Annotated in this window: 10 protein-coding genes; 5 read left to right on the plus strand and 5 right to left on the minus strand. The window is 61.7% G+C overall.

Annotated features, from left to right (window positions below):
• Positions 1–62 precede the first annotated feature (62 nt).
• Positions 63–1589: an AMP nucleosidase gene (locus P3T25_RS12760; protein WP_154557913.1), complete on the plus strand. Its 1527-nt coding sequence runs from the start codon at positions 63–65 to the stop codon at positions 1587–1589.
• 64 nt (positions 1590–1653) lie between these two features.
• Here P3T25_RS12760 and P3T25_RS12765 read toward each other — a convergent pair whose 3' ends face one another.
• Complete coding sequence (locus tag P3T25_RS12765) at positions 1654–2184, minus strand: chromate transporter (RefSeq protein WP_154557912.1); 531 nt, start codon at positions 2182–2184, stop codon at positions 1654–1656.
• On the minus strand, positions 2181–2750 hold the full coding sequence (locus P3T25_RS12770) for a chromate transporter (protein WP_154557911.1): 570 nt from the start codon (positions 2748–2750) through the stop codon (positions 2181–2183). Before P3T25_RS12770 ends, P3T25_RS12765 begins: the two co-directional genes overlap by 4 nt.
• A 97-nt stretch (positions 2751–2847) precedes the next feature.
• Here P3T25_RS12770 and P3T25_RS12775 point away from each other — a divergent pair, with 97 nt between their 5' ends.
• Entirely contained in the window at positions 2848–3765 is a 918-nt protein-coding gene (locus tag P3T25_RS12775; protein ID WP_429358187.1) for a transcriptional regulator GcvA, read from the plus strand.
• A 79-nt stretch (positions 3766–3844) separates the two neighbouring features.
• Here P3T25_RS12775 and P3T25_RS12780 read toward each other — a convergent pair whose 3' ends face one another.
• Complete coding sequence (locus P3T25_RS12780) at positions 3845–4588, minus strand: TIGR00730 family Rossman fold protein (RefSeq protein WP_054034825.1); 744 nt, start codon at positions 4586–4588, stop codon at positions 3845–3847.
• A gap of 1 nt (position 4589) precedes the next feature.
• On the opposite strand from P3T25_RS12780, the gene polA reads away from it, so the two are divergent.
• From polA to P3T25_RS12795, 3 genes are all read left to right on the plus strand, one after another.
• Positions 4590–7331 carry a DNA polymerase I gene (gene polA, locus P3T25_RS12785; RefSeq protein ID WP_429358188.1) on the plus strand — a complete coding sequence of 914 codons (2742 nt, stop codon included), beginning with the start codon at positions 4590–4592 and terminating at the stop codon, positions 7329–7331.
• 177 nt (positions 7332–7508) lie between these two features.
• Positions 7509–8861: an NAD(P)/FAD-dependent oxidoreductase gene (locus P3T25_RS12790; RefSeq protein ID WP_154557908.1), complete on the plus strand. Its 1353-nt coding sequence runs from the start codon at positions 7509–7511 to the stop codon at positions 8859–8861.
• A gap of 90 nt (positions 8862–8951) precedes the next feature.
• Positions 8952–9824: a dienelactone hydrolase family protein gene (locus P3T25_RS12795; protein ID WP_429358189.1), complete on the plus strand. Its 873-nt coding sequence runs from the start codon at positions 8952–8954 to the stop codon at positions 9822–9824.
• A gap of 153 nt (positions 9825–9977) precedes the next feature.
• Here the strand turns inward: P3T25_RS12795 and P3T25_RS12800 are convergent, their stop codons facing one another.
• Together P3T25_RS12800 and P3T25_RS12805 are read right to left on the minus strand one after the other, a co-directional pair.
• Complete coding sequence (locus tag P3T25_RS12800; protein WP_154557906.1) at positions 9978–10847, minus strand: sulfurtransferase; 870 nt, start codon at positions 10845–10847, stop codon at positions 9978–9980.
• Positions 10848–11031: 184 nt separating this feature from the next.
• The gene (locus tag P3T25_RS12805; RefSeq protein ID WP_154557905.1) at positions 11032–12138 is read right to left on the minus strand and encodes an aromatic ring-hydroxylating oxygenase subunit alpha; all 1107 of its coding nucleotides are present in this window, start codon (positions 12136–12138) and stop codon (positions 11032–11034) included.
• Between the last annotated feature and the right edge of the window lie 98 nt (positions 12139–12236).

Genomic DNA, 12236 nt, shown 5'->3' on the forward strand with positions numbered 1-12236 from the left:
GAGGTCATTTGGCGATCGCGGGTTCCGTGGTAATGTCATCTCATGAATAGGGGCGAATGAAGATGAACAACGATACCAATCAACGCGCGGTGCAGACTCCCGCCAACAGCTTCCCAACCGAATCCTTTGACGACGCGGTCGAGGCCGTCACGCGTCTGTCGGCGATCTATGAAGCGAACACCTCGTTCCTGCGCGACGCCTTCGCGCGCTACCGCCGCAACGAACTGTTCGAACGCCGGGTGCGCGCCTGCTACCCGTTCGTCAGAGTGCGCACCGAAGTCAACACGCATATCGACTCGCGCCGCTCGTACGGTTTTGTCGCGGGCCCGGGCGTGTTCGAGACTACGGTCACTCGGCCCGATCTGTTCGGCAACTACTATCGCGAGCAATTGCGCCTGCTGGCGAAAAACCATCACGTGAAGATTGAAGTCGGTGTCTCCGACCAGCCGATTCCGATTCACTTTGCTTTCGCCGAAGGCATCCATCTCGAGGGCGATCTGGATCGCGAGCGCCTGTTCCTGATGCGCGACGTGTTCGATACGCCGGACCTCGCGCTGCTCGACGACCGCATCGTCAACGGCACGTATGAGCCGCTGCCGGGCGAGCCGCATCCGCTTGCGCTGTTCACGGCGGCGCGGGTGGATTTCTCGCTGCATCGGCTGAAGCATTACACGGCGACCTCGCCCACGCATTGCCAGAACTACGTGCTGTACACGAACTATCAGTTCTATATCGATGAGTTCGTCAAACTCGGCCGCACGATGATGGCCCATACCGACGACGAAGAACTGCGCGCCTATCGCAGCGAATACACGTCGTTTGTCGAACCAGGTGACGTGATCACGTACAACGAGAATCTCGGCGAGCAGGCGCAGGAAGGCACGGCGCCGCCGCGTCTGCCGCAGATGCCTGCGTATCACCTGAAGCGTGCCGACGGCAGCGGCATCACGATGGTCAACATCGGTGTCGGACCGTCGAACGCGAAGACGATCACGGATCACATTGCCGTGCTGCGGCCGCATGCGTGGATCATGCTTGGACACTGCGCGGGTCTGCGCAATACGCAGCGTTTGGGCGACTATGTGCTGGCGCACGGCTATGTGCGCGAAGATCACGTGCTCGACGACGATTTGCCGCTGTGGGTGCCGATTCCTGCACTTGCCGAAGTGCAGGTGGCGTTGGAACGCGCGGTCGCGCAGGTCACGCAACTGGACGGCGTCGAGTTGAAGCGCGTGATGCGTACGGGCACGGTGGCGAGCGTGGATAACCGCAACTGGGAGTTGCGCGATCACCGTGAGCCGGTGCAGCGGCTGTCGCAAAGCCGCGCGGTCGCGCTCGACATGGAAAGCGCGACGATTGCGGCCAACGGGTTCCGTTTCCGCGTGCCTTACGGCACCTTGCTATGTGTGTCGGACAAGCCTTTGCATGGCGAATTGAAATTGCCCGGCATGGCGGATCAGTTCTATCGCGCGCAGGTCGATCAGCATTTGCAGATCGGTGTGAAGGCGATGGAGTTGCTGCGGATGAATGGCTTGCATCGTTTGCATAGCCGTAAGTTGCGCAGCTTCGCGGAAGTGGCGTTTCAATAAGCGCCTCTTGATAGGGCGCGGTAAGGCGAGGGCGAGCGTCTGCTCCTCTCCTCGCCTTACCGCCTTAAAACTGCCCAAACCCTGTCAGCCCGATCAAGCTCCCCGCCGCCAGCAACCACAGCGGATGAATGCGCGTCTTCAACGCCAGTACGGCGGTAAATGCGCAGATTGCCCATGCAATCGCCGTCGGGTTCGACGCTTCGGCGATCAAGGACGCGCTTGCCGCGACGATGCCTGCCGTCACCGGCACCAGTCCTGCTTGCGCGTAACGCCGCCACGGACGGTCCTTGAACCGGTCCCACGCATGCAGCGCAAGAATCGTCACGAGCGACGAAGGTCCGAACTTCGCCACAGAAGTCACCAGCATCCCCGCCCAACCCGCCACATGCCAGCCGACCAGCGTGACAATCATCAGGTTCGGCCCTGGCGCCGCTTGTGCGAGCGCGAACAGCGCGCTGAATTCGCTGGCCGGCATCCAGTGATGCACATCCACCACCTGTCGCTGCATCTCCGGAAGAATCGTGTTGCCGCCACCGAACGCGAGCAGCGAAAGCTGACTGAAAATGATGGCGAGAGAAATGAGCGTGTCGTTCATCGTGCGGCCCTCGACGCGATGTAGATGCTGAGTGGCGTGAGCACCAGCATCGTAGGCAGAAGCGGCAGGCGCATGATGGCGATCGCGATGAAGCCGAGCGCCGCGATAAGCGCGGCCATCGGTTTATCCCGCAACGGCAGAAGGATTTTTACGGCCATCGAGATCAGCAGACCGGACGCTGCGGCGGCAAGACCGGCAAACAGATGGCGAATGTGTGGGTCGTTTTGCGTATGTTCGTACAGCACGCCAAGGCCGATCACCACCAGCGATGGCCCGGCGATCAACCCGAGCAACCCCGCCAGCGCACCCGGCACGCCGCGAAAGCGCATCCCGATCGCCACCGAAAGATTGATCACATTGCCGCCCGGCAGGAATTGGCACAGGCCCAGCAAGTCGGTGAATTCCGCGCCGGTCAGCCAGCGCCGTTGCTCGACCAGGGCGCGCCGCGCCAGCGGCAGTGCGCCACCGAATGAGATCAGCCCGAGGCCGAGAAAGCCGCTAAAAATTTCCCGCAATGTGGGCGTGGGCGCCCGGTCGGCCGTGATTGAGGTGAGATCGTGATCCATATCGCTAGGCTTCCAGTTCAAGCTCTGGAGGTTAGCGCCGAACCCTCGCTGGGCAAAACGATTTTTGAGCGCGCCTTTGTGATCTAGAATCACAAGCATGGCTCGTAATCTTCCTCCTTTTCCGGCGCTGCGTGCCTTCGAGGCTGCCGCACGGCATGAAAGTTTCACCGCCGCAGCGAACGAATTGCATGTGACGCACGGTGCAATTAGCCGGCAAGTCGCGGCTTTCGAAACATGGCTCGGCGTGCAGGTGTTTCATCGCCGCGGCAAGCGCGTGCGCCTGACCGACGACGGCCGCCGCTATCTGGCCACCGTCCAGGCCGCGTTCGACAGCATCGCGCTTGCTACGGATCAATTGCGTGATACGGGCGTCGTTCACGTTTTAAGGGTGAATGCGCTGCCGACTTTCGCAATGAAGTGGCTGCTGCCGCGGCTTCATCAATTCCAGCGCAAGGTGCCAAATGTGGAGCTGCGCCTATCGACTTCAAACTCACCGGTCGAAACGCTGGACGGCTTCGACGTCGCCGTGCGGCGCGGGCCGGCGCATTGGCCGAACTGCGTGAGCGGCCATTTTCTTGGCGAGAGCGAGATCCCGGTGTGCAGTCCCACTCTCCTGCAACGCTCACCAATCAAGGCGGCCGACGATCTCGCGAAGCACGTGCTGCTGCATTCGGACACGCGGCCCGATGCGTGGAGCAACTGGTTATCGGCGGCAGGGGTCACGGCGACATGCCGGAAGAAGCAGTCGTTCGACCACTTCTATCTGGCCTTGCAGGCCGCGGTGGATGGACTCGGCGTAGCGCTCGGCCCGTTGCCTTTGCTGGCGGATGAGCTGGCATCGGGACGGCTCGTCGTGCCGTTGGCCGGTCCGCGTATCGATGCGCGCGGCTATTGGTGGGTGGCGAGGCGGGAGGTCGCGCAGGCGCCGCTAGTGGCGCAGTTCTGCGAATGGCTGCAAGCGCAGGGTGATCAGACCGACGTAGCGGAAGCGAGCGACCTGGAGGCCACTCGCTAGAACCCGCATGCGTTGCTCTGCTAAATACGCATTGAACATCAGCAAGCTGACTTCGCGCACGAGGCGCGAAGAGCCAGCATCACAGATAGAACATCCGGTCCTCATCCGATTTGGCCGGATGCGGTTCGGCTTCTTCGCGGTCTTCATAGAACTTCAGCACTGCTTCGAGCACCTGGTCCGGATCGTCGATTACCTGCATCAAATCCATATCCGTTGGATTGATCAGGCCCATCGGCGTGAGCGAGTTCTTGAACCACGCAAGCAGGCCTTCCCAGAACTCGCCGCCCACCAGAATGATCGGCACGTGGCGCGACTTCTTGGTTTGAATCAGCGTGAGGACTTCGGCGAGCTCGTCCAGCGTGCCGAAACCGCCCGGCATGACGATCACCGCATCCGAGTTCTTCACGAACGTGACTTTGCGCGTGAAGAAATGGCGGAAGCGCAGCGAGATGTCCTGCCATTGATTGCCCGATTGCTCGTGCGGCAGTTCGATGTTCAGGCCGACCGAAGGGGCTTTGCCTGCATGGGCGCCCTTGTTGGCCGCCTCCATGATGCCGGGGCCACCGCCCGAGATGACCGCGAAGCCGGCGTCCGACAGCTTGCGTGCGATCTGCGTGGCGAGTTTGTAATACGGCGAGTTCGGTTTCAGGCGCGCTGAACCATAGATGCTGACAGCCGGACGAATCTCCGAGAGGTACTCGGTCGCCTCGATAAACTCTGCCATAATCGTGAACATCTGCCACGATGCGCGGGCCTTCTTAGCCGTAGCGCGCTCTTGATCTGCGAGTGATCGCAGACTCGGAATCACTTTTCTCTTAGTCATAATGCCTGAAGAACGAAGCCTTGAAGGTAAGACCCTGCTATTGGTCGACGGTTCGAGTTATCTGTACCGGGCCTACCATGCGATGCCTGATCTGCGCGGACCCGAGGGTGGCCCGACGGGTGCGCTCTATGGGATGATCAACATGCTGCGGCGCATGCGCAAGGAAGTTACCGCAGAGTATAGCGCGTGCGTGTTCGACGCCAAGGGCAAAACGTTCCGCGACGACTGGTATGCCGACTATAAGGCGAACCGCCCGTCGATGCCGGAGGATCTCGCGCGTCAGATCGAGCCGATTCACGTCGCCGTGCGTGCGCTCGGCTGGCCGCTCCTGATGATCGAAGGCGTCGAAGCTGACGACGTGATCGGCACGCTCAGCACCGCGGCGGAAAAGCGCGGCATGAATGTGATCGTGTCGACTGGGGACAAGGATCTGGCGCAGCTCGTGTCGGATCATGTCACCCTCATCAATACGATGACTAATGAGAAGCTCGACCGCGAAGGCGTGATTGCCAAATTCGGCGTGCCGCCGGAACGCATCATCGACTACCTGTCGTTGATCGGCGATACCGTCGACAACGTGCCCGGCGTCGAAAAATGCGGGCCGAAAACGGCGATCAAATGGCTGACGCAGTACGAAACCCTCGATGGCATCGTCGCACATGCGGACGAGATCAAAGGTGCGGTAGGAGACAATCTGCGACGTGCGCTCGATTTTCTGCCGATGGCGAAGCAACTCGTCACCGTCGAGCGCCAATGCGATCTGACCGGCCATATCGTGTCGATCGAAGAGAGCCTGGAAAGCCGGCCGGAATCGCGCGAGGAACTGCGCGACGTGTTCAGGCGCAACGGCTTCAAGACCTGGCTGCGTGAGGTGGAAGTCGCCGAAGTCGTGGAAGGTCCCGAGACCGATGTACCGCCCGCGCTCACCGTGGATCACGAACGTCACTACGATACCGTGCAGACCTGGGAGCAGCTCGACGCGTGGCTTGAGAAAATCAACGCCGCCGAGTTGACTGCATTCGATACCGAAACCACCTCGCTCGACCCGATGACCGCGCAAATCGTGGGCCTGTCGTTGTCGGTCGAACCCGGCTATGCCGCTTATGTGCCGCTCGCGCATCGCGGTCCGGACGCACCCGTGCAACTGCCGCGCGACGAAGTGTTGGCGAAGCTCAAGCCGTGGCTGGAAAGCACCGAGCACAAGAAGGTCGGCCAGCACATGAAGTACGACGAACAGGTGCTGGCGAACTACGGCATCGAAATGCGCGGCGTCGAACACGACACGCTGCTGGAATCGTACGTGCTCGAATCGCACCGTACGCACGACATGGACAGCCTCGCGCTGCGCCATCTCGGCATCAAGACGATCAAGTACGAAGAGGTCGCGGGTAAGGGCGCGTCGCAAATCGGTTTCGACGAAGTCGCGCTGGACAAAGCCGCCGAGTACGCGGCGGAAGACGCCGACATTACCTTGCGTCTGCATCAGGCCTTGTATCCGCAAGTGGCCGCGGAGAAGACGCTTGACTACGTGTATCGCGACATCGAAGTGCCGACCTCGCGCGTCTTGCGCAAGATGGAGCGCACCGGCGTGCTGATCGACGCGGAAAAGCTGCGCGCGCAAAGCAGCGAAATCGCCACGCGTCTGATTCAACTGGAAAGCGAAGCGTACGTGTTGGCCGGTGGCGAATTCAATCTTGGTTCACCGAAGCAGATCGGTCAGATCTTCTTCGAGAAGCTCGAATTGCCGGTGGTCAAGAAGACCCCGAGCGGCGCGCCGTCCACCGACGAAGAAGTGCTGCAAAAGCTCGCTGAAGACTATCCGTTGCCGAAGATCCTGCTCGAACACCGCGGTTTGTCGAAGCTGAAATCGACCTACACGGACAAGCTGCCGCGCATGGTCAACGCTCAAACCGGTCGCGTGCATACGAACTATGCGCAGGCGGTGGCGGTCACGGGCCGGCTGGCGTCGAACGATCCGAATCTGCAGAACATCCCCGTGCGTACCGGCGAAGGCCGCCGCATTCGCGAGGCGTTTATCGCCCCGCCGGGACACAAACTCGTCTCCGCCGACTACTCGCAGATCGAATTGCGCATCATGGCGCACATTTCCGGCGACGAATCCCTGCTGCGTGCGTTCTCGCAAGGCGAAGACATTCACCGCGCCACTGCCGCGGAGATTTTCAGCGTGACGCCGCTCGAAGTGTCGAACGATCAACGGCGCGTGGCGAAGGTCATCAACTTCGGCCTGATCTATGGCATGAGCGCGTTCGGTCTTGCCGCGAACCTCGGCATTACGCGCGACGCGGCCAAGTTGTATATCGACCGCTACTTCGCGCGTTATCCGGGCGTTGCGCGTTATATGGACGAAACGCGTCTGAGCGCGAAGGCCAAGGGCTACGTGGAAACGGCGTTCGGCCGCCGCCTGTGGCTGCCGGAGATCAACGGTGGCAACGGTCCGCGCCGTCAGGCAGCAGAGCGCGCGGCCATTAACGCGCCGATGCAGGGCACGGCCGCTGACCTGATCAAACTGTCGATGATCGCGGTGCAGAAGTGGATCGAGGAGTCGAAGGTCGGTACGCGCATGATCATGCAGGTGCACGACGAACTGATCCTCGAAGTGCCGGACGCGGAATTGTCCGACGTACGTAAGCGCTTGCCGGAACTAATGTGCGGTGTCGCCGCGCTGAAAGTGCCGCTGGTCGCTGAAGTGGGTGCCGGCCTGAACTGGGAGGAAGCGCATTGACGTGCATGTGACGGCGCGCGTGATAGGCGATATCGTCGCGCGCATGTCACACATGCGTATTGATGGCTTGTGACAACCCGCGCCGCTCGCGGACAATCGCCAGGACAGACGGCGCGCGTTTCATGCTTCATGCGCGCCGTCGCGACGCATAACCCATCGGCAAATACGGAGAGTTCAATGCATCGTTTTATCGTCGTTGGCGGGGGCGCGGGGGGATTGGAACTGGCGACGCGCTTAGGCGACCGCTATTCGCCCCACAAGAACAAAGGCGGTGTGCGCGCGCAAGTGACGCTCGTCGACCGTAATCCAACCCATATCTGGAAGCCGCTGTTGCATGAAGTGGCCGCCGGCAGCATGGACCCGTTCACCCAGGAACTCGAATATGCGGCGCAGGCGCGCTGGCACGGCTTTGAGTTTCAGCAGGGCGATCTGACCGGTCTGGACCGCGCGAACAAGCGTCTCACGCTCGGTACCGTGCTCGACGACGACGGCGCCGAATTGCTGCCCGCACGCGAACTCGAATACGACACGCTGATCATCGCGATCGGCAGCACCACGGCGTTCTTCGGCGTAAAGGGTGCGCCTGAGTTTTCCCTGGCGCTCGATACGGTCAGCCAGGCGGAGCGCTTCCGCAAACGCCTGATCGCGGCCTGTATGCGTGCGGAGCATCAGGTGCATGAACCTGTCGAATCGAGCCCGGGCACGTCGTCGACCTCCACTGAGCCGCGCATCCAGGTGGCGATCGTCGGTGGCGGCGCGACGGGTGTCGAACTCTCGGCTGAGTTGCGTAATACGGCCCAGGTGTTGTCCGCGTACGGTTTGCATAAGCTCGATCCGCGGCACGACGTCGGCATCGTGCTGATCGAGGCGGGGCCGCGCATTTTGCCGGCCTTGCAGGAGCGCGTGTCGACGGCCACCGCCGAATTGCTCACCAAGCTCGGCGTGAAGCTGATGATCGGCGAGACGGTGGCCGAGGTCGCTCCGGGCATGATCCGCACGGCCAGCGGCAAAACTGTACGCGCCGATCTGACGGTATGGGCGGCGGGCATCAAGGCGCCCGCCATCCTGAGTGAACTGGACGGCCTACCGGTCAACCGTCTGGGGCAACTCATCGTTCGCCGCACGCTGCAAACCGAAGTCGACGACAACATCTTCGCGCTCGGCGATTGCGCCGCTTGCCCATGGCCGGGCAACGAGCGTAACGTGCCGCCGCGTGCGCAAGCGGCTCACCAGCAGGCGAGCTTCCTGATGAAGGCGCTTGCGGCACGGCTCGAGAATAAGCCGCTGCCTGAATTTACCTATCGCGACTTCGGCTCGCTGGTGTCGCTCGGGCACTTCAGCGCGGTCGGCAATCTGATGGGTGGCGTGATCGGCGGCAATATGCTGATCGAAGGGCTGTTCGCGCGCTTCATGTACATGTCGCTGTACCGGTTGCATATCGCGGCGCTGCACGGCTACGCGCGGATGGTGCTCGACACCTTCGCGCACTGGTTGCGACGCACCACGCTGCCGCGGGTCAAGCTGCACTGAAGGCTGACTGCGCTCGAGAAGGTTGCATCTGCAACAGGATGCGGGTGAAGCGTATCCTGTTGCCTCCAACCTTCACACGAGGAGCGCCGCATGCTGAAACCCGATATCGACAGCCTGGTCCCGCACGTTCCCTTCAATCGACGCACCTTCATCAAAGCCGCCCTCGGCACCGGTTTCGCCGCGGCCGTGCTGCCGGTGTCGGCGCAAACCATCCATACCGATAGCGACGGTCTTGAAGCCGGCGAGATTGGCGTGCGTTCGGGCGACACGCTGGTGCCGGCCTATCGCGCGCAGCCGAAGGGCAAGACGCATTTGCCAGTGATCATCGTCGTGCATGAGGCCTTTGGCGTGCACGAGCATATCGCCGATGTGTGCCGGCGCTTTGCGAAGCTGGGGTATCTGGCGATCGCCCCGAACCTGTTCGAGCGGGAGGGTGATCCTTCGGTGCTGCCGACCATCCAGCAGATCGACGATCAGATCCTGAGCAAGGTGCCGGACGAGCAGGCCATGGCCGATCTCGATGCGACCGTCATGTGGGCCGGCGAACATGGCGGCGATCTGAACCGGCTCGGTGTGAACGGTTTTTGCTGGGGTGGGCGTATTTCGTGGCTGTATGCGGAGCACAATCCCCGGCTGAAGGCTGCCGCGGCTTGGTATGGGCGCGTAGTGGGCGCGAAGAACGCGATGACGCCGGCCAATCCGCTTGACCTGGTGGCGGAGCTGCATGCGCCGGTACTGGGTTTATATGGGCTCCAAGACAAGAGCATCCCGCAAGCCACGCTCGAGCAGATGAAACAGGCCATCGCGCAGGGTCCGCAGGCGGGGCGCGGCTCGCAATTCGTCGTGTACGACGACGCGGGCCACGCGTTTTTCGCGGATTACCGGCCGAGTTACAAGGAGGCTGATGCCGGGGATGGCTGGCGACGTGCGCTGGTGTGGTTCAAGCAGCATGGGGTCTCCTGAGGGCGTGCGCTTGCCTGACCGGTGGTGCGTCTTGATGTCGTCGCTAACGTGCCCAAAGGGTGCGTCGATACGCTCGCCTTAAAGAATAAGAAAGGCCGTGGCCGCTGGAAAGCGGCCACGGCCTTTTGCTATTCGTCCCGCTTGATGGGCCGCTTAAGGATTCGGGCCCGTTGCAACCGGCCGCTTCGGATCAGAACTCCATTCGCTCCACGACCCTGCATACAGCGCCGCGCCATGCATGCCGGCGATCTCCATCGCGAGCGCGTTCACGCACGCCGTCACGCCCGAGCCGCATTGCAACACGACGTGTTCCGGCGGCGTGTCGCCCAGCAACGCATGGAATTCCTCACGCAGCGTGTGTGCCGGCTTGTAGCGGCCGTCGGCGGTGAGGTTGTCCTTGAAGAACCGGTTGAGCGCACCAGGAATATGGCCGCCGACGCGATCCAGCGTTTCGTTTTCACCGCGATAGCGATCGTTCGCGCGCGCATCGACCACGACGCGTTCTTTCGTGCCGAGATTGCGCTCGACGGTCTGCGCGTCGACGGTGACAGAAAGCGGCGCCCCCGCTTTGAAGTCACCGGTATTCTGCGCCGGCGCGTCTTGTGTCAGCGGTTGAGCGGCGGCCTCCCAGGCTTGCAGTCCGCCGTCGAGCAGCGCAACCGCATCGTGGCCGAGCCAGCGCAGCAGCCACCATGCGCGCGCGGCGTACATGCCGCCTTGCGCGTCATACGCGACAACCTGCTGACCCTGCTTGAGCCCGCGCGACTCCAGCGTTTCCACCAGCCTTGCACGATCCGGCAACGGATGGCGGCCATTGTGGCCGTTCTTCGGCCCCGACAGATCACGATCGAGGTTCAGATAGTGCGCACCCGGCAAGTGCCCGGCCAGATAGGCTTTTTCGCCCGCCTCGGTGTCCGCCAGATCGAAACGGCAGTCGATGACGAACACGCTGCCCGGCGCGGCGGCCAGCCGTTCCGCGAGGTTTGTCGCGGAGATGAGTGTGGTGTAGTGAGTGTGGGGCATGACGTCTCCAGTCCCATGCAAGATGGTTGCGGCGCTTACGCGGCGGCTTGAGGCCGTTAGCGAATGGCCGAACGATACTGATAGTCTAAACAAAAAAAGACGGGCCGAAGCCCGTCTTCCATGTTTTGATGCGGTTCGCGCCAGGATCGGCATCAAACACCGATGCATGCGGACCGCGCGCGAATCAGATCGCGCCGAGTTCACGCCGCAAGAACTCGTGGAAGTGCTGCATGCCGTCTTCCATCGGGCTCTGATACGGGCCGACCTGCGATTCGCCGCGGTCCATCAGCGCACGGCGGCCGGCGTCCATGCGTTCGGCGATCTCGTCGTCTTCGCGGGCCGTTTCCATATAGGCAGCGCGCTCGGCTTCGACAAACTCGCGTTCGAACAGCGCGATTTCCTCAGGGTAATAGAACTCCACCACATTGGTGGTTTTCTGCGGACCACGCGGAATCAACCACGACACGACCAGCACGTGCGGATACCACTCGATCATGATGCCGGGGTAGTACACCATCCAGATCGCGCCGAAATCGGGCGGATTGCCGCCGCGAAAGCGCAGCACTTCGTCGTGCCATTTACGGTACGTCGGGCTGCCCGGCTGCTCCAGATCCTTGTGGACGCCAACCGTCTGCACGCTGTACCACTCGCCGAACTCCCATGTCAGATCGTCGCAATTGACGAAGCTGCCGAGGCCCGGATGGAACGGCGCGACGTGGTAGTCCTCCAGATAGACCTCGATGAAGGTCTTCCAGTTGTAATTGCACTCGTGCACTTCGACGTGATCGAACATGAAGCCCGAAAAATCGAAGTGTTGCTTGGTGCCGAGGCGTGCCAGATCCCGCGCGACGTCGCGCCCCTGCGCTTCGAACAGCAGGCCTTGCCAGTTCTGCAGCGGCGTGGCGCCGAGATTCAGGCAGGGGTTATCCGCAAAATGAGGTGCACCGAGGAGCTGGCCGTTCAGGTCATACGTCCAGCGATGCAGGGGGCAGACGATGTTCTCCGTCTGGCCGCGGCCGTTGAGCATGATGGCTTGCCGGTGGCGGCACACGTTCGACAGCAGTTCGACTTGTGACTGCTGGTTACGGACGAGCACACGCCCTTCGCTCTCGCTCGGCAAAGCAAAATAATTTCCCGCTTCGGGCACCATGAGATCGTGGCCGATGTAGCGAGGACCTTTCTTGAAAAGGGTGTCGATTTCGCGCGTTAGAAGCGCTTCGTCAAAGTAAGCCGTGACTGGCAGCTGGCTGTGGACAGACCGCAACTGCAATGCATTGCTCAGATTGGACATTCCCACTCCCGTGAAGACGTGAAAGCAGTGAACAACCCAACCATCGATAGATTCGATTTAGGGAGCCCGCGATTATACCCGATTCCCCCTCCTCGGGG

This window comes from Paraburkholderia sp. GAS32, from assembly GCF_050434225.1.
GTDB classification, from domain to species: domain Bacteria; phylum Pseudomonadota; class Gammaproteobacteria; order Burkholderiales; family Burkholderiaceae; genus Paraburkholderia; species Paraburkholderia madseniana.